General features: G+C 50.5%; 24 protein-coding genes. All 24 read right to left on the minus strand.

The features are described from left to right. Positions 1-64 precede the first annotated feature (64 nt). The 24 genes from ABFC84_04945 to atpA all read right to left on the minus strand — a co-directional run bounded on the left by ABFC84_04945 (position 65) and on the right by atpA (position 25,169). Entirely contained in the window at positions 65-1,474 is a 1,410-nt protein-coding gene (locus ABFC84_04945; GenBank protein ID MEN6412100.1) for a phosphodiester glycosidase family protein, read from the minus strand. Between the two features lie 187 nt (positions 1,475-1,661). Beyond that, complete coding sequence (locus tag ABFC84_04950; GenBank protein MEN6412101.1) at positions 1,662-2,048, minus strand: rod-binding protein; 387 nt, start codon at positions 2,046-2,048, stop codon at positions 1,662-1,664. A gap of 80 nt (positions 2,049-2,128) precedes the next feature. Continuing rightward, on the minus strand, positions 2,129-3,262 hold the full coding sequence (locus ABFC84_04955; protein ID MEN6412102.1) for a flagellar basal body P-ring protein FlgI: 1,134 nt from the start codon (positions 3,260-3,262) through the stop codon (positions 2,129-2,131). Positions 3,263-3,272: 10 nt separating this feature from the next. After that, complete coding sequence (locus tag ABFC84_04960; protein ID MEN6412103.1) at positions 3,273-3,869, minus strand: flagellar basal body L-ring protein FlgH; 597 nt, start codon at positions 3,867-3,869, stop codon at positions 3,273-3,275. A 5-nt stretch (positions 3,870-3,874) separates the two neighbouring features. After that, positions 3,875-4,645 (minus strand): flagellar basal body P-ring formation chaperone FlgA, encoded by a 771-nt coding sequence (gene flgA, locus ABFC84_04965; protein ID MEN6412104.1) that lies wholly within the window; start codon positions 4,643-4,645, stop codon positions 3,875-3,877. Between the two features lie 9 nt (positions 4,646-4,654). Further along, positions 4,655-5,443 (minus strand): flagellar basal-body rod protein FlgG, encoded by a 789-nt coding sequence (gene flgG / locus ABFC84_04970; protein MEN6412105.1) that lies wholly within the window; start codon positions 5,441-5,443, stop codon positions 4,655-4,657. A 149-nt stretch (positions 5,444-5,592) separates the two neighbouring features. After that, complete coding sequence (gene flgF / locus ABFC84_04975; GenBank protein MEN6412106.1) at positions 5,593-6,333, minus strand: flagellar basal-body rod protein FlgF; 741 nt, start codon at positions 6,331-6,333, stop codon at positions 5,593-5,595. 40 nt (positions 6,334-6,373) lie between these two features. Beyond that, positions 6,374-7,402 carry a rod shape-determining protein gene (locus ABFC84_04980; GenBank protein MEN6412107.1) on the minus strand — a complete coding sequence of 343 codons (1,029 nt, stop codon included), beginning with the start codon at positions 7,400-7,402 and terminating at the stop codon, positions 6,374-6,376. A 140-nt stretch (positions 7,403-7,542) separates the two neighbouring features. Next, positions 7,543-7,809 carry a sporulation transcriptional regulator SpoIIID gene (gene spoIIID / locus ABFC84_04985; protein ID MEN6412108.1) on the minus strand — a complete coding sequence of 89 codons (267 nt, stop codon included), beginning with the start codon at positions 7,807-7,809 and terminating at the stop codon, positions 7,543-7,545. A gap of 125 nt (positions 7,810-7,934) precedes the next feature. Further along, positions 7,935-8,612, minus strand: coding sequence for a M23 family metallopeptidase (locus ABFC84_04990; GenBank protein ID MEN6412109.1), 678 nt, complete (start codon positions 8,610-8,612; stop codon positions 7,935-7,937). A 246-nt stretch (positions 8,613-8,858) separates the two neighbouring features. Further along, a complete protein-coding gene (gene spoIID, locus ABFC84_04995; GenBank protein MEN6412110.1) occupies positions 8,859-9,851 on the minus strand; it encodes a stage II sporulation protein D in 993 nt (330 codons plus the stop codon). A gap of 329 nt (positions 9,852-10,180) precedes the next feature. Continuing rightward, positions 10,181-11,233, minus strand: coding sequence for an ABC transporter ATP-binding protein (locus ABFC84_05000; protein ID MEN6412111.1), 1,053 nt, complete (start codon positions 11,231-11,233; stop codon positions 10,181-10,183). 24 nt (positions 11,234-11,257) lie between these two features. Then, positions 11,258-12,949: an iron ABC transporter permease gene (locus ABFC84_05005; GenBank protein MEN6412112.1), complete on the minus strand. Its 1,692-nt coding sequence runs from the start codon at positions 12,947-12,949 to the stop codon at positions 11,258-11,260. Then, the gene (locus tag ABFC84_05010) at positions 12,946-14,034 is read right to left on the minus strand and encodes an ABC transporter ATP-binding protein (protein ID MEN6412113.1); all 1,089 of its coding nucleotides are present in this window, start codon (positions 14,032-14,034) and stop codon (positions 12,946-12,948) included. The genes ABFC84_05005 and ABFC84_05010 overlap by 4 nt, the downstream gene beginning before the upstream one ends. A gap of 93 nt (positions 14,035-14,127) precedes the next feature. Beyond that, positions 14,128-15,159, minus strand: coding sequence for an ABC transporter substrate-binding protein (locus ABFC84_05015; GenBank protein MEN6412114.1), 1,032 nt, complete (start codon positions 15,157-15,159; stop codon positions 14,128-14,130). A 177-nt stretch (positions 15,160-15,336) separates the two neighbouring features. After that, positions 15,337-15,999 (minus strand): response regulator transcription factor, encoded by a 663-nt coding sequence (locus ABFC84_05020; protein MEN6412115.1) that lies wholly within the window; start codon positions 15,997-15,999, stop codon positions 15,337-15,339. Continuing rightward, positions 15,996-17,423, minus strand: coding sequence for an ATP-binding protein (locus ABFC84_05025; GenBank protein MEN6412116.1), 1,428 nt, complete (start codon positions 17,421-17,423; stop codon positions 15,996-15,998). The genes ABFC84_05020 and ABFC84_05025 overlap by 4 nt, the downstream gene beginning before the upstream one ends. Next, a complete protein-coding gene (gene phnD / locus ABFC84_05030) occupies positions 17,420-18,352 on the minus strand; it encodes a phosphate/phosphite/phosphonate ABC transporter substrate-binding protein (protein ID MEN6412117.1) in 933 nt (310 codons plus the stop codon). Before phnD ends, ABFC84_05025 begins: the two co-directional genes overlap by 4 nt. 324 nt (positions 18,353-18,676) lie before the next feature. Beyond that, positions 18,677-19,930 carry a UDP-N-acetylglucosamine 1-carboxyvinyltransferase gene (gene murA, locus ABFC84_05035; GenBank protein ID MEN6412118.1) on the minus strand — a complete coding sequence of 418 codons (1,254 nt, stop codon included), beginning with the start codon at positions 19,928-19,930 and terminating at the stop codon, positions 18,677-18,679. A 50-nt stretch (positions 19,931-19,980) separates the two neighbouring features. Next, positions 19,981-20,739, minus strand: a complete 759-nt coding sequence (locus ABFC84_05040) for a YwmB family TATA-box binding protein (GenBank protein MEN6412119.1) — start codon at positions 20,737-20,739, stop codon at positions 19,981-19,983. 198 nt (positions 20,740-20,937) lie between these two features. Beyond that, complete coding sequence (locus ABFC84_05045) at positions 20,938-21,345, minus strand: F0F1 ATP synthase subunit epsilon (GenBank protein MEN6412120.1); 408 nt, start codon at positions 21,343-21,345, stop codon at positions 20,938-20,940. Positions 21,346-21,348: 3 nt separating this feature from the next. After that, the gene (gene atpD / locus ABFC84_05050; GenBank protein MEN6412121.1) at positions 21,349-22,761 is read right to left on the minus strand and encodes a F0F1 ATP synthase subunit beta; all 1,413 of its coding nucleotides are present in this window, start codon (positions 22,759-22,761) and stop codon (positions 21,349-21,351) included. Positions 22,762-22,776: 15 nt separating this feature from the next. Then, positions 22,777-23,628, minus strand: coding sequence for an ATP synthase F1 subunit gamma (gene atpG, locus ABFC84_05055; GenBank protein MEN6412122.1), 852 nt, complete (start codon positions 23,626-23,628; stop codon positions 22,777-22,779). Positions 23,629-23,633: 5 nt separating this feature from the next. Beyond that, positions 23,634-25,169 carry a F0F1 ATP synthase subunit alpha gene (gene atpA, locus ABFC84_05060; GenBank protein MEN6412123.1) on the minus strand — a complete coding sequence of 512 codons (1,536 nt, stop codon included), beginning with the start codon at positions 25,167-25,169 and terminating at the stop codon, positions 23,634-23,636. Between the last annotated feature and the right edge of the window lie 4 nt (positions 25,170-25,173).

The raw sequence follows: 25,173 nt of genomic DNA on the forward strand, positions 1-25,173 counted from the left end.
CCGTCGATCTCATTATACAGTATCACTGCCAATAAGCAATATGGTGTAATCATTTCCCAGCAGACTAATTTTTTAAAATAACCAGGGAATCGCCTACCAAACGTTCCCGTCCGTCGGAAGGCTTATTGACGACCTTGCCGTTTACCACCATATCGCTGGATCCGCCGCCATCCAAATTCATGGCATTGACAGCACCCAGTTCCTGCATAAACTGAGCCAGCTCCAACAATGTCATACCAATACTATGGCTTTGCCGTCCATCTACAACCACCAGCAGTAAATGTCCCTGTTTGTCCAGGCCCAAAGCCGTTCTCGGTGCGCGACCGCTGGCTACATCGGAACCGAACTGCTCGGTTTTGGTCGTCAGATACACACTGCCGTCTTTAACCAGCATCGGCCCCGCACCCAAGACATAGACTGCTTTGTCCCATACACTGCCCAGAGTCTGACTGATTTTTACTTTGCTCCCCACCTTTAACCCCGACAGTACCTGAGCTGCCGTCCCATGGGCGGACAATACCACACTGCCGGCTGTGAGAGCCGAATTATTGCCATTGACGGAGGTCACCGTATCGCCGGTAATCACGTATTCCGCCCCAAACTCATTCGTACCGGTAGTACTGCCATAAAAGCTGTTATATAAAATTAAATTGTCCGGTCCCCGTTCGCAATTCACGCCGCTGATGGCGATTAATTTATCTCCCGGCAGAGTCACTGTACCGTTATAATCCACCTGATCGAAGAGAATATTTCCCTCCGCTGTGACCCCCATGGCAGTCCGGGGTAAATCCGATACGCTGACAATCTTTCCATCCAGCATCAGCAGCCCCAGAATTTCACCGTCCGGGTCGAAATAGGAGCCGTTTACAGCGGCAATAGCCTGCACCCGGTCCGCCATGGATTTGACTGTCTCCAGCCCGGATATGGCATCATTGGACAATACCGGTTTTACACGGTAGCCGGCTTTTAAATTCACATCCAATATATAAGCGGCAACCGGTCCGGCCGAGCTTCCCCGCGACCAGCTGGTATAACGCACTCCCGGAGCTATCTCCTGGGTAATTTTTTGATCATATCCCTTAACAATGTCAATAACCAGACGATTCGGGCCGGTAAGACTAAATACCTTATATACGGCGGCGGTCTTCAAGTCTACAATAGCTCGCAATTTCCCCGGCTCGGTTTCCACTACGCGCAGCCCGCTGACGACTTCATCATTAAAAGTCATCTGAGGCAAAACCCCGGAAGCCAAGGTACCGGCAAAATCAACGTCCAAATGCAGATTATCCGGTTCTAAACTTGTAGTATATGTAGGTATTGTACTTACATCTAATACAATGCGAATTTTTTCCGCCGATTGGCTAAAGCGAATTTTTTGTATCTCCGGATTACTGGCCGAAGCTGCCCATACGACCTGCGACAGCAGGAAGAGCATCAATCCTGCGAGCAGAATCGATAATCTCAGCTTTTTCATATTCATTGTCTCCTTTGCAGCCGGTTGGCACTTGGTACTTGGCACTCGGCATTAAATTCTGTCATTGCGAGCGACAGCGAAGCAATCTCTCGACTGCGGTTGCCTATCCGGCGTTGAGATCGCCACGGCTAGCGCCTCGCGACGGTACTCCAATAAATAATGGTATTCGGAAGAAAAAACCAGACACCTATTTAGGTGCCTGACCCGTAAAATTTCCCTTTGCCGTTGTTATTCGGAGCTGGCGATAAAGCATATCCGCCAACCCGATTCCTCCGGCTTGAGCCATATTTTTCGTCATTTCACTGTCCAGCATCGATGTCATGAGTTCCTCCTGGGACTGATCCCCCAACAAGCTGGACTTAGGCACTGTCTTTCGCATTTCGGTAAGCAGTAAGTTAAGAAATACGGCTTCCATGTCCCGGCAGGCATGTTTAAGCTTAATATCATCCTGACTTATTCCCGACTGACCGGCAGCAGATTTTTCCAGCTTATCGGCAAGAGCACCGACGGCTTTAATTTGACCCGATTTATAATTGTTTATTCCTGTCTGGGTATCAATACTATTAATTCCCATGAATTACACCTACTTTATGGGCTTTTGGCGTTGAGCTATGAGCTATTAGCTTTTGGTTATTGACCAATCGCTCATAACCCCTACATGATCTGCAGGTCGGCATGGAGTGCACCGGCGGCTTTTATGGCCTGAAGGATGGAAATAATGTCCCGCGGCGTGGCCCCTATAGCATTGAGTGCGTTAACAACATCGCCTACATTAGCCGTGGCCGGTAACAATACAACATGAGCCTTATCTTCTTGCACATCTACGGTTGTCTGACCGGTTACCACCGTGCTGCCGTTGGAAAATGGCGCCGGCTGGGAAACTTCTATTGTCTTACCGATTTTGATGCTAAGCCCGCCTTGTGCAACCGCTACTTCATCAATCGTAACATTGGAACCCATCACCACGGTACCGGTACGTTCATTAATAACCACCCGGGCAATGGAATCCGGCGTCACCGGCAGTTCCTCCAGCGCTGCTACAAAGCCGACAATATCACCGCTATAATCCGGCGGAATCACAACGTTAACTGTTCCTGGATCACGGGCGGTGGCAACGCCGCCGAACTGACTGTTTAACACTTCGCAAATACGACTGGCAGTGGTAAAGTCAGGCTGATTCAGAGCAAGATTAATGCTGCCGCCGCTGTTGAGCTGACTGGGCACATCCCGCTCAACAATCGCCCCGTTGGGCGTCGTGCCGACAGTGGGAAAATTCTTTTGCTGACTGCTCCCGCCGCTACCGGCAACAAAACCGCCGGTTGATACGGCTCCCTGAGCCACCGCATAGACGAGACCGTTGGCCGCCTTTAAAGGAGTCTGCAGCAGTGTGCCGCCCTGCAGGCTTTTAGCGTCCCCCATGGAAGAAACCGTAATATCAATCGTATCACCCGGTTTCACAAACGGCGGCAGCATAGCCGTTACCATAACGGAAGCCACATTTTTCGCTTGTAATTGCTGCATTTTAACCGCACTCACACTCACGCCAAAATTTTTAAGCATATTGGCAATGGTCTGAATGGTCTCCACGCTTTTGGTTCCATCACCCGTTCCGGCCAGCCCCACTACCAGGCCATAGCCCACCAGTTGGTTGGAGCGGACTCCCTGTACCTTGGCAATGTCCTTTATCCGGCTGCCGGCTGATGCCGGGGCAGCCAGGGCAATCATTTCCGTAAACATTATTATCGTAATAACAAACATGATGGTTATTACGTTTATTGCTTTTTTCATATGCCCTCCGTTAAAACAGGAAATTGAATAATTGGGAAACAATCCCTTGCCGCTGTTTGCCGGCAATCGGCCCTTTACCGTCAACAAAAATTTGTGCATTGGCGATATAGCTGGAATAAATCGTATTGGACGAAGTAATATCTTCGGAACGGATCGTCCCGACTACTGTGATTTTTTGCGCTTCCCCATTTTGTTTAATACTTTGGGTTCCGGAAATCACCATATTGCCATTAGGTTTCACTTCAGTGATTACAGCGGTCATTGTCCCAGTCACCACATTCGTGTTGGCTATGGTCCCCTTAGCAGTGAAGCTATCCGTATCGGCAGCACTGGCGGCAGCAATTCCATGGAAGATCCCGGTTCCGGCACTCATAGTAGTACTGGCATTTTTGGAATTACTGGCCGAACCGGCACGAGTAGCACTGGAAGTCTCATTAATGAGAATCGTAACAATATCGCCCACAGCATGGGCTTTATGATCGGCAAACAGACTGGAAGCAGAACCGTTATCACTCCACAAGGAATCGGCCTGAGCCGAATTGGCCAAGGGAAACGATAGCGCTAACAAACCTGCCAGCAGCAATCCGGTTAACCTGAAGCGAATCATCTGTTTCACCTTCCGTTATACGTCGCTGCCAAAACAGCAGCATCATTCAGCACTTTGGCGACGATTATTTTTCGGGAGTTCAAATTTTGTATTTTTATCAGCTGTCCTTCTACACCGTCCTGCAAGGCTTGTCCCGGTGCAGATACCTCAATGGTCCCTTTACGGGCCAGAATGGTAACGACATTTCCCCGTTTGATAAGCACCGGTTTAACCAGCAGCGACTGATTCATTACCGTACCCGGTGAAATCTGCCTGCGAGCGGCTAACCCCACTGCCTTGTTGATATCAGTAATATAGCCCACTGCCAGCCGCCCTGTATCGACCCGCTCATAACGCAGCCTGTCAGCTGTAAGCAATTCCCGGGCCTCAATAACCCCGGCTGCTACAACGACCTGCTGATAATATTTCACTGCAAACAGCAGGTTCACCTGCGCCGCAGTCCGGCCATCAACTGCAATAGTAACCGTGGCATTGGTCGGTGTGCTGTAGCGAACGCCATAAGGTAATTCGACTGTCAAATTCAAAGTACCGGCAGGTACGACAGCAGCCTGCGGCAAGTGCAACAGCGTAATGTCTACAGCATCGCTGTCGGCCGGAATCCCAATACGCTGACGGATATAGGCGGCGGCAGCATCTGACAATGTTTGACCGCTTACCTCCTGCCCGCCGGCAATATCTGCCTGTTCTGAGCCGTCAGCAGCATTTTCGGCGGCCAGCGCAGTCCCTATCAGCAGAAAGAAGGCGGCTAAGCACACCCCGCAAATTTTTCTTAGCATAGCCTTATGCTAACGCTTCAACTGAGCAGCCTGACTCAGCATGTCATCCGCTGCGGTAATCGCTTTGGAGTCAATTTCATAAGCCCGCTGGGCCACAATCATATTGACCATTTCTTCGACTACCTGAACATTTGACATCTCCAAATATTTTTGCTGCAAAGTTCCTGCTCCATCGGTACCCGGATTCGTAACAACCGGTGTGCCGGAAGCCGCTGTCTCCTGTAATAAATTTCTGCCGATGCTGTCAAGACCGGCCGAGTTGATAAAGCGAGCAATCTGCAGCTGCCCGATATCCTGGGGATCCGTCTGATTCGGAATCTTTGCTGTAACCTGTCCATCCGCGGATATGGAAATGTCCGTAGCCGTATCCGGAACCGTAATCTGCGGCTCAACTGTATAGCCGTCGGAAGTTACGATTCTTCCCTGGGAATCCTTTTTAAAGGAACCGTCGCGAGTATAAGCCAGTGTCCCGTCCGGCATATTGATTTGAAAAAATCCGTCTCCCTCAATCATTACATCATACGAATCGCCCGTGGATTGAGGACTGCCTTCGGTATAAAGTTTTGTGGTCGCTACCTGGCGCACGCCGCTTCCCACCTGGATTCCTGCTGGGACCTGGGTATCCGGTCCTGTAGAAGAACCGGCCTGGCGCATTGTCTGATACATTAGATCCTGAAAATCGTTACGGCTTTTTTTGAAACCTGTTGTATTCACATTGGCCAGATTGTTGGAAATAATATCCAAATTTGACTGCTGTGCAATCATTCCTGACCCGGCAGTCCATAAGGCACGCATCATAATATATTCCTCCCCCGGTTTATCCGTAATAAGCTGCATCTATCGATCAGCAGCCCGGGGCTCCCGCAAAGGTCCGGCCCCATAACATAGTCTTTACTATCTTATCGATAAAAATGGGAAAAAAATTAAGTGCTATTTTATAACAGCCATTAGATTTTTCCTACATCATTGACTGCCTTATCCAGCAATGAATCGTGAGCCTGCACCGTTTTGCCGTTGACTTCATAAGCGCGATAGTTGGCAATCAGGTTTACCATCTCGGATACCACATTCACGTTAGACATCTCCAGACAGCCTTGCTCCACCTGTCCGGACACCGGCTGCGTCCGGGCATTGTCTGATGCGGCAAACAAGCTGCTGCCTTCTTTCGTCAGCTGTTTGGTATCGGCAAAATCAGTTACCCGCAGACGGTCGGTCTGAACTCCGTCTACAAAAACCTGGCCCATAGCATTTACCGTCAATTTGCCATCGTTCACCCGAACCGCCCCACGCTGTCCCATGACCCGGTAACCGTCACCGGTAACGAGTTCTCCCCGGGAGCTCCTGGTAAAAGAGCCATTACGGGTATAACGGATTCCGTTCGGGGTCTGTACCGCAAAAAAGCCTTTGCCGTTAATGGCCAAATCAAGATCGTTGCCCGTGGCGCGAATCTGACCGCCGGTGTATATGGTCGCAACTTCGTCAACCTGAGAGCCCGATCCCATCTCGCCAATAGGAGAACTCGCTCCGTCATTGATTCTTTCGATCAGCACACTGTTAAAATCCTTGCTGATCGACACATCTTTTTTAAAACCGGTAGTGTTGGCATTCGCCAGATTATTGGCAGTTACGTCACTGCGGACTATTTCAGTCATCATACCGGCTGCCGCTGAATAAATCCCGCGAATCATATACGCTCACCTCGCTTTTCGGTTTTTAGTCTAAACAACATTACGCAATGCTGCCTTTTTTGAGGGTAGTAATACCATCTTCCAGTGCTTCCATGGATTCTAATGCTTTACCGGTACCCAAAGCCACGCAAGACAGCGGATCTTCCGCCAGATATGTCGGAATGCCGGTTTCCGCCTGAATCAGCTTGTCCAGCCCGGTAAGCAGCGAACCGCCACCGGTCATAACAATTCCTCTGTCCATGATATCGGCAGATAATTCGGGGGGAGTGCTTTCCAGAACGGATTTTACACAATGAACAATCATTGCTACCGAATCGGCCAAGGCTTCTCTTGTTTCTTCGGAAGTAATCCGCATGGTTTTCGGTAAGCCGGACAATAAATCCCGCCCCCGGATTTCGAGAGATTCTTCCCGGCCTTTTTCGTAGGCGGTACCGACATTGACTTTAATTTCTTCTGCAGTCCGTTCGCCAATCATAATATTAAACTCCCGCTTGACATACCGCACTAAAGCTTCATCAAATTTATCGCCGCCAATCCGAAGAGACTCGCTGATTACAATCCCCCCCAGACTGAGAACCGCCACATCGGTCGTCCCGCCACCAATGTCAACCACCATAGCGCCGCAGGGTTCGGAAATTTCCAGCCCAGCTCCCAGAGCCGCCGCCAGCGGTTCTTCAATCAAGTAGGTTTTTCTGGCCCCGGCCTGCATGGCAGCCTCAAGCACAGCCCGTTTTTCTACCGTAGTAACACCCGAAGGGATGCAAACCATAATTCGTGGCTTGAAGAACATGTTTTTCCCGGCTACCTTTTGGATAAAATGGCGGAGCATGCTTTCCGTCGTATCGTAATCAGCAATCACACCCTCCCGCAAAGGACGAATGGCAATAATATTGCCGGGAGTACGCCCCAGCATACGGCGAGCCTCTTCGCCAATCGCCAGGATGCGATTGGTATCCCGGTCAATTGCCACTACCGACGGCTCCCGCAAAACAATTCCCCTTCCCTTTATGTATACCAGTACATTCGCAGTACCTAAATCCACCCCAATATCCATTGATATCCCAAACATGTAGAATCCCCTTTCAATTATAACCGAACGCCTGTCCCTGATTGGCCGGAAAAGAAGCAATCAGCCGCCAGAATTCAAACAAGCAGTTACAAAAATCCGTATATGTTTGAATATTTTTCTACATTTATCGCCGAAACCCTTTATTTTTTGCTATTTTCTTTTGATAATTTATACTTTCGCCGAGTTGCCTCACCCCCGCGGATATGGCGCTCCGCTTTATTTTCTTCCAGTATCAATCTGACCTTTCCGGCCAGCCGCTTATTGATCACTGGCAGGCGCTCAATCATATCCTTGTGTACCGTACTTTTGCTGACACCAAAGACGACCGCTGTTTGCCGCACCGTATGTTTACTTTCCAGGATATGACTGCAGATGTCCAATACCCGTTTGCGGATATAGTCTTTCATATTTTTTGCTTCCCCCTCACCCTCCATTTGCTAACATGTATATGCGGACAAAAACAAAAAATGCGTGAGTTTTCTCACGCATTTGGACAAGAGGGCTCTGGGTTCTTCTATCCGTTTTGTCGGCCTCAATTATTTGTCAGTTCTCTTGGATCGATCCAGTTGTCCCCCTTTTTCACCGCTAAATGGAGATGAAGATAAGGCTCCGCGTCGCACAAACCGGCAGTGCCGATCCGGCTGCCGGCAGTCACCCGACTGCCTTTAGCAACCGCAGCGGCTGCCAGGGAGCCATAATACACCGTATATTTCTCACCCGCCACGACCACTGTCAAACCGCTGCCGTTGTCGGTATAAATATCGGTTACTCTGCCGCTGAACATGGCCTGAACCGGCTGCTCCTCTTTTGCCTGAATATCAATGCCGGTATGGTATCGCCAGTCCAAAAAAACCGGATGCAGCTGCCAGCCCATCTCCCGCTGTATTTTCCCCTGAAGCGGCCAGCAAGCCGTTTCTGCTGCAGCCACCGGCGCCACGGCGGCTGCAGGCTTAGCTGGCTCGACCACCGCCTCCCCGGTCCCGACTGAGGGAGAAAGCCGCTCCCCGGTCCCATCTGTGATTTCAGCCGCCGGGACCGGGAGCCTCTCCGCTCCGCTTTCCAGACTTGATGCCACTGTAAACAGCAATCCGCCGGTCAGGAGCAGCAGCCCTGCCGCAGCATAAACCGGCTTAGGCCGTATCCACCCCGGATAAAAGATTAGCTTGCATTGATCCCACAGCGCTACCATCCAACCCGTTTTCCCGAACATACGATCACCTCACAATCAGTATGCCCGGGAGAGAAGAATTTCAAACGGGGATATGGACGGTTGGCGTATAGAGAACTTGGCACTTGGTACTTGGTACTTGGTACTTGGTACTGGAATTGTCATTGCGAGCGAGCAGCGAAGCAATCTCGGTTCCGTTTTGCCTCTACCCATCCTTGAGATCGCCACGGCTGACGCCTCGCGATGACACCGGCCAACAAGGGAAAATCTGGCGGTTGCTCATAGCCCTTACGACCCGAATATGTTCGTCAAGGCTACGCCGGTGTAATAATAGGTAACAATCTGACGATAATCCCTGCCTTCTTTCGCCATGCCGTTGGCTCCATATTGGCACAGGCCGACGCCGTGACCGTAGCCGATGGTTTTAAAAATCATTTTGTCGCCACTTTGTTCCACAGTGAAATTAGCGGAACGCAGCTCCAGCTTTTCCCGCGCGGCAATTCCCGACAGCACCTTGCTGCCAATACGAATCTTATCCACCCGGCCGGAATCCGTCAGATCTATAATATGAGCCACTGCTCCGCTACCGTTTTTGGCGGCGGACATAACTCCGGCATCAGGACCCAGCCGCTGTTCAATTTCCGCCAGAGGTATTTCTTTGGTGTCATTATAGCGAGGTGATGTTTGATCCCAGGTGCAGGCTACACTTTGCAAATAGGGATACTCAAATCCCCACACTTCTTTGGCGCTGGCAGTACGTCCACCGCTGGTAGAATGGAATACTGCGTTGATCGGCTCGCCGGCATAGGTAATAATTTGGCCCCTAGTCTGGTCTACAGCCTGTGAAATTCGCGCCCAGTAGCGTCCATAATTATCCCCCCACCGCTCCCTGAGCCTGGCTTCGCCAAGCCAAGCCTGGCTTTGCTTAAAATCCGCGCTGACATCGGCTCCCGGATGTTCCGGCACACCTGAGCCGCCAAAAGATGCCATACTTTTTACCGCTACTGTCCGTGCCGCGACCGCCTGGGCCTTTAGTGCCTCAAGCTCGAACTCGGCCGGCATTTCCGCAGCTACTACCCCTTTGATATAATCCTCCAGGTTCATCTCGACAATTTTATTCGTTTCAGGCAGATAAACCCGAATCGAGATATCTTCACTTGTGAACACCTTATTCCCCCTGTTCGGTGCCGGACCGGTAAAATCCAGGCGCACCAGCAGGGCAGGAATGATGATGACCAGAACAATCACCAGCAGCGCTGTAAACGCCAGCAGTTTTTTCACACTGTCCCTCCTCTCCGATCCGATACTCCGCGATATTTTCCTTGTCCATACGAAAAAAATTGCAGCCCGCTGTCTATTCTGCTACTAATAATTATGCGTTATATAGGCAGAGTATGCAAGGAAGGGAGCACTTGGAATTTGGCTATTGGCTGTTGGCTGTTGGCTATTGGCTGTTGGCTATTGGCTGTTGGCTCATAGCTCATAGCTCATAGCTCATTGCTCATTGCTCATTGCCGGCTAGTCGGACATTCCTGCTTCTTTCCGCAATAATACACACTGATCCCATCATCACCATAAAATAAAGCGCAACGGCAGCCAATAGCTTTATTCTATTGCTCGCCGCCGTACCAGAAGGGGCGCAGGAAACGCAGGCAGCATGATTCGCCCAACTCGGGGCCGGGGGCGCGACGTCCCTTCTGAACGCGTACCTCCTGTTCGCCGATTTTCACCTGATAGTCAATAATTTCGCCCAGAAATGCTTTACGGCTGACAACGCCGCGCACTCCGTCCTCGTCGTCCCCACTCACAAAATCGATCTCAGACGGACGGCTTGCCAAGGAAAGCATGCCCCTGTCGTGCATCGCTGCCGGCGGGAGCAAATTCAACGGCAGCGATGCATTGTCACCGCGCACAAACGTTTTGCCGTCCTCCCGAACAATATCGAGAAAGTTGGACAGGCCAATAAAACTGAAGACGAATTTATTGGCCGGCTTGTTGTAGATATTAAGCGGCGTATCTATCTGCTGCATGATACCTGCTTTCATCACCAGTATCCGGTCTGAAAGGGCCATGGCCTCGGACTGGTCATGAGTCACATAGATGATGGAAAAGCCGTACTTTCGCTGTAAGTCCTTAATCTCAAAACGCATCTCCTCGCGCAGATGAGGGTCTAAGCTTGAGAGCGGCTCATCCAAGAGCATGACATCAGGATTCATGGACAGCGCCCGGGCAAGCGCTACCCGCTGTTTGCCGCCGCCTGAAAGGTCTGCCGGGCTGTCCGCTGCGACCTTTAGCAGGTTTGTGGCGCGCAGAGCGTCGTTCGTGCGCCGCTCAATCTCAGCGGCAGGTAATTTGCGGATGCGCAGCGGAAAAGCGACATTCTCAAAAACCGACAAATGGGGCCAGACGGCAAAAGCCTGAAAAACCATGCCGAAATTACGTTTTTCCGGCGGCAGATAATAATTACGCTTAGGGGAAGAAATAAGATGATCCCCGACGTAAATTTCCCCGTCGCTCAAGTCCTCAAACCCAGCCACCATGCGGAGTGTCGTGGTCTTACCGCAGCCGGACGGACCCAGCATGGAAAAGCATTCCCCCTTGCCAATCTCCAGGTTCAGGGAATTAACGGCGGTAACGTCGCCGAATTTTTTGGTAACATTCACTAAGCGCACATATGACATGATCTTTTACACACCTGCCTTTTTGGTGAAATGGTTAATCAGTGTCTGACCGGTAATAATGATCAGCAGCGCAATACCGGCTAAGGCCGCCGAGATTACTGTTTCCCCGTCCTCGTTCAGGGTATATATCGCAACGCCGATGGTCCGGGTAGCCGGTGAGTAAAGCATGATAGAAACGGTTAGTTCTCTCAGGGATGGAAGAAAAATCAGAAAGAAGGCCGCCAGCATGCCGGGACGCACAAGGGGCAGCACGATATCCTTAAGGGACTGCCACATGCTAGCACCGCAGGAGCGGGCTGCCTCTATCAAGGAGTCATGCACCTGCTCCAGGGCCGCCGAGTTGGCTTTGAGCGAAAAAGCCATGTAGCGGGCAATATAGGCGATTAATATGATCCAAACCGTGTTATAGAGGTTGATGCCAAACTGGCCGCTCCAGGCAAGGATCACACCAAGGGCGATTACCGAACCGGGAACCGAGAAGGGAAGCATCCCCAAGAACTCTAAGATGCGTTTGCCCCGCACCTTCATCTTAACAATGACATAGGAAATCATAACCCCGGCGAACATGGTAATGACAGCCGCGCTCAACCCCAGAGTAACGCTGTTGCAGATTGCATCCCTGGTCACATTATAGTCAAAGAGGATGTATTTATAGTTGCTAAGTGAAAGATTCTCCCAAGTGAAAGGCAGTCCATAGGTCGTCAGCCCTCCTACCAGGAAAATAACCACCGTAGGCAGGACAATCGTAAAACCAATGTACCCCAGGCAGAGGATAAGAAGCGGTACGCGCAGAGCGCGCAGTTTCAGTTCCATCGGCCGGAAGCTTTTACCGCCGATAATCTGATAATGCCCCTTGCCCAGTACTTTCCCCTGCAGCCAGATGATGAAAGCCGCAGATATAATCAGTACCGTGGCAAGCACTGTACCGGTCCGTATCGAGTCAAAGCTCCCCCCGCTCTGGTGTATGCGCTCGTAAATAAGTGTCGGTATATTGTATATCCCATTTTCTATGCCAAGCACAGCGACAGTGCCAAAGTGAGCCATTGAGTAGAGCATTATCAGCAGCGAGCCTGAAAGAATACTTGGCAGCACTAAAGGAATTGTAATTTTTCTTGTGATGGTGAAAAGCCCCGCCCCCGATATGCGAGCCGACTCCTCCAGGGTCGGGTCCATGCGCTCAAGCGCGCCGCACACCTGGATGAAAACAAAGGGAAACAGATACATTACCTCTACACCGCTAATACCAAGATAGCTGTAAATATTAAAAATCGGACCGTCAAAGCCAAAATTATTCATAAAAAATTTGTTAATGAACCCGGCATTGGGGGAAAGCAGCATCTTCCAGGCGAGCGCACCGATAAATGACGGGAGCATGAACGGTACTAAGAACATGGCCTTCATAAAACCTTTGTAGGGAAGATCAGTACGCGTTACCAGCCAAGCAAAAAAAGTGCCGACGATCGTACTGCCAATCGTAGTGCCGGTAGCAATAATAAGCGAATTTATCAGGGCCTGATACGTCTGCGGTTCTGAAATAGTCTTGTAGACATCCTTGAGGTTGAACTCACCGTTCACCCAGAAGGCATTGAACAAAATCAAAAGAACCGGAACAGCCACCACAATAACCAAAATGGCAATGGAGAGAAACAGTATAACCTGCGCCACGCCAAAATTGCTCTTTTGCGTGATTGATTTCATTGCTTCACCTCCTTCAGGCTCTCAGCGTTGAACCACAGGAGGCTCCGGAAGCTGATGACGCAAGTCTCCCCTTCTTTGAACATAAGCCCCTTGGAAATGGCCGCGTGTGTCTCTATGCTTGTGCGTAAATGGGCGCCGTCCACCTCAATGAGATAATCCATCGTCGAGCCAAGGAAGTTGGCACGCTTGACCACGCCTCTGAGGCCGGTTCCCTGCCGGGTAATTTCCACGTCGGAGGGGCGAAAGCCCGCGACCCATTCAGGCGCGTCGCCCTTGGGCAGCTCCCAGGGAATGAGCTGTTCACCGTCGCCCACCAGATAGGATTCCCCGTCCCGCCGCACAGGGACAAAGTTCGCTATGCCCATGAAGTTGAAGATAAAAGGATCCGCCGGTCGTTCAAAAATCTCCCAAGGGTTGCTTGTCTGCCGTATCCTGCCCGTCTCGTCCATGATAGCAATGCGGTCTGAGATAGCAAGCGCTATCTCCTGATCATGCGTAACATAGAGAACTGTTATATTCAGCTTGCGCTGCAGCTCTTTTATTTCAAACCGCATTTCTTCGCGCAGATTGGCGTCAAGATTGCTCAGCGGCTCATCCAACAGCATCACGGACGGTCTGGCGACAAGCGCACGGGCCAGGGCCACACGCTGCTGCTGACCGCCGGAAAGCTCCGAGGGCAGACGGTGCTCGAGGCCGCCCATCCCAACCATCTCGATTGTTTCCATTACCCGATCCCGCAGCTCGTTTTTCGACCGTTTGGCAATTTTTAAAGGATAACCGACATTGTCAAATACAGTCATATGCGGCCAGACTGCGTAATCCTGAAAGACGATGCCAAGCCCTCTGCGGTCGGGAGGAATATTTATACCCCCCGCCGTGTCTGTAACGACAATATTATCAATGGATATTCTGCCGGCATCCGGAATCTCAAAACCCGCAATAAGCCGCAGCAGCACGGTTTTACCGCAACCCGACGGCCCCAGCAGGGTAAAACATTCACCCTGCTCAATGGCAAGTGTAAGATCGTTGTGTACCTGATGCTTGTCGTAACTCTTCGCTACACCTTCTACCCGGATTATTTCCATACTCTACCCTCCAAAATTTCAAACATTTCAATAAATAAAACAGCGGAACGGAACGATCCGCCCCGCTGAAGTAAGCAGGAAGTTTTGTTACAATTATTTTTTCACCTGCAGTATTTCAGTAAACTTCTTTATCGTTGCTTCCTTGGTGGTCAGAGCCTCGTTATAGTCTATCTTGATGGCGCGCTTCAACGCTTCAGCCGCCTCCGGCAGATTGAATTTTTCCGGGCTCTTCACGTCCGGGCGTACGGAAATCGTACCCTCAGCGGCAATAAGCGCCTGAGCTTCCGGACCGAGAAGATAGTCGACAAATTTCTTCGCTGCGTCAAGCTTGGCAGTCCCTTTGAATATAGCCACCGGACTGGGCACAACCAAAAGTTCCGGCGGATAGTACAGGGCAATATGCGCGCCCTTTTTAATCTTGCTGTTTGTTATGTAATCAACGGCAAGACTGGCAGCAAGTTCACCCGAGGCGGTGTCGTCAACAACCTGACCCGACCCCTTGCCTATTCTGGCCTGATTCGCGTGCAGTTTCTCAAAAAACTCCCAGCCGAACTGCTTTTCCAGCAAAGCGACACTCATGTAGGATGTTCCGGAAAGAGCGGGATCCGCTATGGCGAAGGCCCCTTTATATTCCGGTTTTAACAGATCGGACCACTGAGTAGGCGGGGTCTTAATTTTGTCTGTGTTGATGGCTATGCCCAGTGTTCCCAGCCGAGCCGCGGTAAAAGATCCATCATAATCTTCAAAAGGATTGACGATCTCACCTAAGAGCGGCGACTTGTATTGTTCCAGGATTCCCTCTTTCTTCATACTGTAGAAATCGGGAACCTCACTTGTCCAGATAACGTCTGCCAGAATATGGCCGCTCTGCCGCTCTGCCGCGATTTTGGCCATGAGCTTGCCGGCGCCGGCGGACTGATAATCTACCTCAATGCCGGGATTTTTCTGCTTGAAACCTTCAACTATCCCTTTGATGAGAGATTCCTTCATGGACGTGTAGATGATAAGTTTATTTCCGTCTGCGGCACCGGGAGCTTGCGCTTTTTTATCGTTGCCGCCGCAACCGGCAAGCAGGATACTGCACAACATGATGAACGCTAACAAAAGAATACTTTTTTTTCTCATTTTCCCGAAATCCTCCTTGTGTAAGTTATTGGGTACACCGGAAAAAGGTAGAAACTTTACTTGTCTACCCATGAAAAAAACAGCCTTTTGTGCTTTTTCTAAATTATCGCACAATTAAAGGCTGTAATGTAGCGGAAAAATCCCCTAACTTACTGTCGGAAAAATCCCTTACAAAGGTTATTTATTCGACAATAAACCGTACTTCAGGGCGTAACTTACCAAATCACTCCTTTTGGTTGTTTTCAGTTTCTCCGTTAGCCGTACTTTATACGTATCCACTGTTTTAATACTCAGCGATAGTCTTGCCGCTACCTCGGCCAGGGAATATCCATGGGCAACAAGCCGCAAGACTTCCCGCTCCCTGGGACTGAGCAGAACGTAAGGAGCTTTTTTATCAATCGTTTCCTGCTCCTGGTTTAGTAAATCGTGCAGCAATAGACTGGAATCTTGTTGGCTGAGGTAAAGCTCACCGGCTTGCACCGACGCAATCGCTTTGAACAAATCAGTGTCCGCCGCGCTTTTATGGACGTAAGCAGCGGCTCCTGCCTGCATTGCCCGCTTTATATAACTCTCATCTTCGTGCATCGTCAGCACAATCACCCTGGCATCAGGATGACGGCTTTTGATCTCCTTGAGACATTCAATCCCACTCATATTCGGCATTGATAAGTCAAGCAGCAGAATATCTGGTTTAAGCTGCTCAAACAGCTGTATTGTCTGCTCACCATCCGCCGACTCTCCCACCACCAGCATATCCGGATTCCGCTGCAGCAGCAGTTTCAAGCCGGAGCGAAGCAGCTTATGATCATCCGCCAATAGCAATTTTAGCTTTTGTTTCACGATAGCTCTCCTTTCACTGGGTGGTATTGAGGAATCGCAATGAAAAGTTCCGTGCCGCCGCCGGGGGACTGTCCGATATCTAGCCTTCCCTGCAGCAGTTCCACCCGTTCACGCATTCCATATAATCCAAGCCGATGTTCTTTCTGGGCCCGAATTAAATCAGAATCGGTAATGCCCCTGCCATTGTCAGCTATAGCGACCATAATCCGCTCGGGCTGAAAGGTGATATCAATTGACACAGTAGTTGCGCCGGAGTGCTGAACAACATTATTTAAGCTCTCCTGGACAATTCGGTAAAGGGCCACAGCAATTTGGCCATCTACCGAAGTTTGCCGGCCTGATGTATTTAGGTCAATGTCTAGCCCATGGCGGCTGGCGAATTTCTCACTATATCGTTCTATGGCTGCGACTAGCCCGAGATCATCCAGCGCCGGCGGTCTTAGCTCAACTGCCAGATCGCGAACCTCCCGCAAAATATTGGCGGCAACGTCGCGCCCCAGAAGCAAAGCATCTTTTTGCTCCTGATTTGATGCATCTTCCGCTAGAACCCGCATTGTCAGCATAAGCGAGGTTAGCGCCTGACTTGTTTCATCATGCAGTTCGCGAGAAATCCGCTTGCGCTCGTCTTCCTGCGCTGTCATCAGCTTTGTAATCAAAGTATCCCGCAGCTGTTCCTTGACACGCAGCTCGCCCAGCAAAATTTCCTTATCAGCGCTAGCCTTTATCAGGCTGGCCGCCATTTCGTTAAAAGCGACGGCCAGCTTGCCGACCTCGCCGGTATCACGGATATTGGCCCGAATTTTTAGATTTCCCTGGGTTATTGATTCGGCAACTTCCGCCAGATCGCGAATCGGTTTTGTAATCAGCGCCGATATCCGGCTGGATAAGAATACAGCCAGGGCGCAAACAATAAAGACAGTAAACAACACGTCCCTTGCATGCTGATGAATCGAGTTCCGCGTGTACTTTTCGGTCATGCCGACCCGAACATAACCGACGGCTCCATTTTCAATGGGAACAACAATATCATGGATAAGCCCTTCGTCAGAATTAAATGCCGTTATTTCTTGCTGCGTAAAATCGGGCATATCATCCAGCAGTCCCGCGGGTATGCCCCCGTGAAAAGTATGCGCCAGCAAACGCTGGTTGCTGTCGATAATTAAAATATACCGCACATCTTCGCTGCTGGCGGCTGTCTGAGCCGCCAGCTCATAGAGATTGTACAAATCTTCCATCAATATATAATTTCCGCCGGCCAATGCTACGTGATTGGCGATCTCGGTGCCGCGCTTTTGCAGCTGCTGCGAAACAACATCGTCAAGCGAGTCCCAAACAATTAAACCGATAGCAACGCTAAGCAGCGCGATGATAAAAAGTGCCATCGCCAATATCCGGTAATAAACCGACAACCGCGGCAGCCTCATAACTCCTCTCTTCCTTCGCGCAGCATCAGCCGAATCGGTTCAAACAGCTCCGGCTGAGGCGGCACGAACCGGTCAATCGACAATCCTTGCAGTGCCGGCGTCATATACGGGTATTCATGCATGCTGAGCAGGGCTTTGCGCAAGCTGTCCCGCTGTCTCTGGCTTACACTTTTACCCGCTACTACCGGGCCAATCCCGGCAGGCGGCGAAACAGCAATAATCTTAACAGCCTCCGCCAGCTCCGGCTGTTTTTCTTTCGCCCTATCGTATACCAGCCTGGTAACAGGCGCACCATCGACGACCTTGTTGGCAACGGCGCGAAGAGAATTATCATGACTATACGTGTAAATATAATGTCCGAAAAACGTTTCCGGCGTCTGGTTCCTGTGTCGCAGCATTTGTACTAAAAATGTGTAACCGGAATAACTTAACGGGTCGGTAAAGGCGACCGTCTTGCCTTTAAGATCCGCTATGTCGTTTATTCCGCTATCCTTCGCTACAATAATATACCCTTGATAATAGGGCAGCCCCATCCGCTGCTGCGATGCCAGCATCTCAATCTCGTCAAAGCCACTGTAAGCCGCATATTCTCCGGATGAGAAAAAAGCAATGTCCGCGCCGCCATTTAGGAGCAGCAGTGCAATCTCTGCATAACTTTTTCGCTGAATCAGGATGACCGGCCTATCCACATGCTGGCCGAGAAAATTAGCTATCGAGCGGTAATGCATTACGGTCTCCTGCGGCAATAACACAGAGGAAATCGCCACCCGCAAAGCCTGAGAATCCGTGCTGACGGCAGAAACAGCCGGTGCCGGTTCCACCTTCTTAAAATCAATGTACTTATCCTTACCCGGGAAAGAGCCGCATCCTGTGCAGACAGCAAGCAGAATCGTAAGTAAGCAAACCAGCCGCATTTTTTTAAAATTCATAATCCACTCACCCCATAAGAGAGTGCATTTTCTTCGCTTCATTATTGCTTCATTATTATATTTATTCGCTCGGGAAATGGTATTTCCTGCATAAATTGGCTAATTCTCGCTACTATCAGCCTCAACCCTAGCTTACAGCGCGCACCTCCGTCTTCTTGTCTCCCGACAAAGCCGCCTTATAGCAATTGTCATTATCAAAAAAGAGCACCCCATGCTCCTAAGATTGCTTCGTCGTGCCGCCTCGCAATGACAAATCTCCCCTAATACATGAAAGGACGGCTAAGCTTAGCCGTCCTTTCATGTATTAGCCTAAATTATAAGTGCTTAGCCGATGCGTTCGATGTCGGCGCCGATTCCTTTCAGCTTGTTCACAAGATTGTCATAGCCGCGGTCGATATGATGAATGTAACCGACCTCGGTTTTTCCCTCCGCAGCCAGTCCTGCCAATACCATGGCGGCACCGGCCCGCAAATCGGTGGCTTTAACCGGACAGCCGGTCAACGTGGCCACACCTTCCACAACTGCACTGCGCCCTTCAATCTTGATACAAGCTCCCATCCGTTTCAATTCGTCCACATGCATAAAGCGATTTTCAAATACCGTTTCACTCACTACACTGGTTCCCTTGGCAATGGCTGCCATGGCCATAAACTGAGCCTGCATATCGGTGGGAAAACCCGGATAAGGCAATGTCTTAATATCCACCGCCCGGAAATTGCCGTCACCCCAGACCCTCACACCGTTAATATCTTCCTCAATACAAACACCGGCCTCCTTCAGCTTGGCCACTACCGGCTTCAGATGCTCGGTCAATGCATTTTCAATCCAGACATCGCCGCCGGTCATGGCGGCGGCCACCATATAGGTGCCTGCTTCGATCCGATCGGGAATGACAGTGTAATCCATTCCTCTGAGCTCGTTCACACCTTCAACTTTAATCACATTCGTGCCGGCACCGCGAATCCTGGCTCCCATGACGTTCAAATAGTTGGCTAAATCGACAATTTCCGGTTCGTGAGCCGGATTCTCCAGGATGGTCTGGCCCTTTGCCATACTGGCCGCCATGATAATATTTTCCGTTGCACCAACACTGGGAAAATCCAAATATATCCTCGCTCCCGTTAACCCCTGGGGTGCTTTTGCTTCAATATACCCATGCCCGATATCAATATCGGCGCCCAAAGCTTCAAACCCTTTCAGATGCAAATCAATTGGCCGGGTGCCAATTGCGCAGCCGCCGGGTAAGGAGATCTTTGCTCTTCCCCGTCGGGCCAGCAGCGGTCCCATTACTAAAAAAGAAGCCCGCATTTTCCGTACCAATTCATAAGGCGCCTCACAACTGGTCAGGTTGGAACTGTCAATATAGAGTTCATTCTTTTCCCGCCGCACACCTACGCCCAAATGCTGCAGCACTTCCGAAAAAGTGCGGACATCCTCCAAATCGGGAACTTCATCAAGGATACTGGGCGTAGTCCCCAGCAAGGCGGCAGCGATAAGCGGCAGCACCGCATTTTTAGCACCACTGATTTTTACAGTACCGGATAGTCTATTACCTCCGCGTATGACTAGCTTTTCCATAACTTCCTCCCACACAAACTACTATAAATGCCCTCCTGCAATAATAACCGCTAATACTCCCTGGTAATTACCGGGGAGCCGACTATGACATATGTACGATCATCATACGGACTGTAGCGCATGGCCAAATTTAAATTCACCTTATTGCTTCCGACTTGCAAAAAATCGGAAATGGCTGGCGAAAATCCTGTATAACTGGCAAAATTAGTATACCTCGTTCTGTCAACGGCAGTTCCCTTCGCGGCGGCAAACCCATTTTCCAACCGCTCGTTCCAGTCTCCATCCTTTAGTTTACCATTAAGCCAGCCGACCAGGCAAGAGGAAATACGCGGCGAGCCGCCAAAATTCTTCAAAATACCGGTTATTGCCGCATGCCATTGCAGCAGTTCCCTGTTTTGTTCCGGTTTTGTCTCAATATTAATTACTACATAAACACCACTGTTTTGTTGGCTACCAACCGGCCGGATGCTTTTCGCCGCAACAACCCCATGAAAGTGATCGGCAGTAACCTCCGCCCGAAGGATTTGCTGCTGTCGATTTTTACTGCGCGAAACTTGATAATCAGCAGGGGTAAACCCCAACTGATCCATAGCGATTGTCACCACTCTTTCTAAATAGGCTTCATCGGCTTCCTGCAGGGGCAGCCTGGCCCAGCCGTTGACCGACAACTCCTCAGCCTTGGCGCCTGTCGCCAGCATAGCAGCACTGAGGGGCTCCGGTTCTTCTGCAGCACTACGCTGCTCATAAGCAAACCAAACTATGACGACCAGTATCATCCCTAAAATAAGACCATAGCGAAACCGATTCATTCTCCCGCTCCCCTTCACCGGCGAAAAAATTTTGCTGTTAATTTCATTCTTGCCAGTTTTTAGGGGAGATATACAAGACAAATTATGCTAATCAAGTTCCCTTGTATCTGAATTTAAACAATCGGCTGCTAGTACCAAAATGAGACTGCCGGCAGGCTTATTGCCGCCAAGCAGTCTCAAAAATGCTCTCAAACCTGTCTATTGCTGATGTTTGGCCACCTGCAGGCGAATCATGGCCCGGTGCAAGGCCGCTTCCGCCCGGCTGACATCAATGCCTTCCCTGTCGCCTTTAAGACGATTCTCTGCTCTTGCTTTAGCCGCTTCCGCCCGTGCCACGTCTATATCGCCAGGCAGTTCGGCACAATGAGCCAAAATCGTTACCTTTTCCGGCAGCACTTCAATAAATCCGCCGCAGAGTGAAACTTCCGTTTCCCCGTCATCCGTAAGGAGCCTGAGCGGCCATATTACCAAGCCCGCAACCAAAGCTGCGTGCCCGGGCAGCACACCGATATCGCCGGCAGTAGTCCGGGCAATCACCATGTTGACATCATCAGAGTAAACGATCTTTTCGGGGGTAACAATATCCAGCCGGATTTTTTTAGCCACCTGTTATTCCCCCTTTACTTTTTTCGCCTTTTCCACCACTTCGTCAATTGAACCGACCATGAAGAATGCCGTTTCCGGCAAGTCATCATATTTGCCGCTGAGAATCTCTTTAAAACCGCGAATGGTTTCTTTCAGCGGTACATATTTACCGGCCATATTGGTGAAGGTTTCCGCCACAAAGAACGGCTGGCTGAGAAACCGCTGTATTTTACGGGCCCTGGACACCGTCAATTTATCTTCGTCAGACAATTCTTCCATCCCCAGAATGGCAATGATATCCTGCAGTTCCTTATACCGCTGCAGGACTTCCTGCACGCCTCTGGCTACCTGATAATGCTCTTCGCCGATAATGTTAGGATCAACAATCCGGGAAGTGGAATCCAGAGGATCAACCGCCGGATAAATCCCCAGTTCAGCAATCTGCCGGGACAGTACGGTAGTCGCATCCAGATGGGCAAAAGTTGCAGCCGGCGCCGGATCGGTCAAATCGTCTGCCGGCACATATACGGCCTGTACCGAAGTAATGGAACCCTGTTTAGTAGAGGTAATCCGTTCCTGCAAGGCACCCACATCCGTACCCAAAGTCGGCTGATAGCCAACGGCCGAAGGCATGCGGCCGAGCAGTGCCGATACTTCCGAACCGGCCTGGATAAACCGGAATATATTATCAATAAACAGCAACACATCCTGACCGCCCACATCGCGGAAATATTCCGCCATAGTCAGGCCGGTCAGGCCAACCCGCATTCTGGCTCCCGGCGGTTCATTCATCTGTCCGTATACAAGAGCCGTTTTTTCAATAACACCGGACTCCTTCATCTCTGTCCAGAGATCATTTCCTTCCCGGGTACGCTCTCCCACGCCGGCAAATACGGAAAAGCCGCCATGCTCAGTGGCAATATTGCGGATCAGTTCCATAATCAATACCGTCTTGCCAACTCCGGCACCGCCAAATAAGCCGATTTTACCGCCCCGGGAATAAGGGGCGATCAAATCCACGACTTTAATTCCGGTTTCCAGAATCTGTGTCGATGTTTCCTGCTGTTCAAAGCTAGGTGCCGGACGGTGAATCGGCCAATAGTCATCGGCCTGAACCGGCGCCGGATTATGGTCCACTGTCTCGCCCAAAACATTAAACACCCGGCCCAGAGTCGCTTTACCCACCGGAATTTTAATCGGCAGACCTGTATCGGTTGCCACCATCCCCCGGGTAAGCCCATCGGTGGAGGACATGGCCACACAGCGGATCGTATTATCACCAAGATGCTGCATAACTTCTACCGTCAGGTGAATGTCCACATCACCGGCTTTCCCGTTGATGGTGATTGCATTATAAATGGCGGGCAGCTGTTCCGGGGGAAATTCAATATCAACGACAGGTCCAATTACTTGTACCACTTTACCGGTATTCAACAGTCTTTCCCCTCCTTGTTATTTAAGCGCTTCGGCGCCGCCCACAATTTCGGAAATCTCCCGAGTAATGGTCGCCTGACGCACTTTGTTATAATTAAGCACCAATTTAGAAATTAATTCTTCGGCATTTTCCGTTGCCGATCCCATAGCTGTCATCCGGGCAGCCAGTTCACTGGCTGCCGACTGCAGGAGTGCCCCGTAAATCACTGTTTCCAGATATTTCGGCAGCAGCAAATCCAGCACTTCACCAGCCGAAGGCTCGAACAGGTATTCATGATGCCCTGTGGCCCCTTCCACTGTCGGATGAGCAACGGGCAGCAGCTTGATGGTAACCGGTTGATGATTCATCGGTGACAGAAACTGAGTATAACTCAGCTGAATCTCATCATAGTCGCCGTTCTGGTAGCCATCCGCCATAGCTGCAGCTAGCTGCCGGGCATGATCATATGTCGGTTTTTCCGAAAAGCCGGTATACTCCTGATCAATCGAATAGCCCCGACGCTTAAAATAATCTCTGGCTTTTCGCCCTACCACAATCAGCCGGGCGGTTCCTTTGTCAATTATCTGGGGCTGAACTTCTTTGAACAGGTTGGAAGAATAAGCGCCGGCCAATCCTTTATCGGCACTGAGAATCAAATAGCCGGTTTGCCGAACCTCCCGCTCCTCAAGGAGAGGATGGGAAATATCTCCGGCACTCTGAGCCACGCCAGCTAATACCTGCCGGATTTTTTCGGTAAAGGGACGGCTGGCAATAGCCCGCTCCTGAGCCCGCCGAAGACGGGCTGCGGCAACCATCTTCATCGCTTTGGTAATCTGTTCAATGCTTTTTACACTTTTGATGCGGCGGCGTATATCCTGGGTACTAGGCATTTATATCACCTCGCAGCCGCTTGGTTTTTTTCAAAACTGACAAAGGTATCTTTAAACTCTTTAATAGCCTTTTTCAAGGCTGTTTCCGTTTCGGCATCAAGAACCTTCTTTTCCCGGATACTCTTACCGATTTCGGTATAATTGGAACGCATAAATTTGATATAATCCTGTTCAAATTTGGTTACATTCTCTACAGCCACGTCATCCAGATAACCATTAACCGCTACATAAATGATCATGGCCTGTTCTTCTACCGGCACCGGTGAATACTGAGGCTGTTTCAGCACTTCCATGGTACGCTGTCCTCTGTCCAGCAATGCTTTGGTAGCTTTATCCAAATCGGAACCGAACTGGGAAAAAGCCGCTAATTCCCGGTACTGAGCCAAATCAAGCCGCAGCCGTCCAGCCACCTGTTTCATAGCTTTAATCTGAGCCGAACCGCCTACCCGGGACACGGACAAACCAACATTAATGGCCGGCCGGATACCAGAGTAGAATAATTCGCCTTCCAGAAAAATCTGCCCGTCAGTAATCGAGATTACATTCGTAGGAATATAGGCCGAAACATCGCCGGCCAAAGTTTCGATGATCGGCAGTGCGGTAATGGAACCGCCGCCAAGTTCGTCGGAAAGTTTCGCCGCCCGCTCCAGCAGCCGGGAATGCAAATAAAATACATCGCCGGGATATGCTTCCCGTCCCGGCGGACGCCGCAACAGGAGGGACATGGCCCGATAGGCTGTAGCATGCTTTGACAGGTCGTCATAGACACATAATACGTGGCCGCCCTTGTACATAAAATACTCGCCCATAGCAACACCGGAATACGGAGCCAAGTACTGAAGCGGCGCACTGTCGGAAGCCGAAGCAGCGACAACAATCGTGTATTCCATCGCCCCGCCTTCTTCCAGGGTACGTACCACCCGGGCAACAGTGGACGCCTTTTGACCAATGGCCACGTAAATGCAAACAACTCCATGGCCCTTTTGATTCAATATAGTATCAATGGCAATTGCCGTTTTACCGGTACCCCGGTCGCCGATAATCAATTCCCGCTGGCCGCGGCCAATGGGAACCATGGAATCGATAGCCTTCAGGCCGGTTTGCAACGGTTCTTTAACCGACTGACGGTCGGCAATACCCGGCGCCGGATATTCCACCGGACGAAATTCGGTGGTAGCAATAGTACCTTTGCCGTCAATGGGCTGGCCTAAGGCATTAACTACCCGTCCGATGAGTCCCTCGCCTACCGGCACTTCCATAATCCGGCCGGTACGGCGTACGGTATCCCCTTCTTTGATAAGGGTTTCCCCGCCCAGCAGTACTCCGCCGACGTTATCTTCCTCCAGATTGAGTACCATTCCGTATACGCCATGAGGGAACTCCAGCAATTCGCCGGCCATCGCTTTCTGCAGGCCGTGGATACGGGCAATTCCATCACCAACCTCAATGACCGTACCGACGTCATCGACATTAAGATCCACCTGATAGTGCTCTATCTGCTGTTTGATGATAGCCGTTATTTCTTCTGGCCTCATTTTCATGTTG

It is taken from the genome of Veillonellales bacterium (genome assembly GCA_039680175.1).
Lineage (GTDB): Bacteria > Bacillota > Negativicutes > JAAYSF01 > JAAYSF01 > JBDKTO01.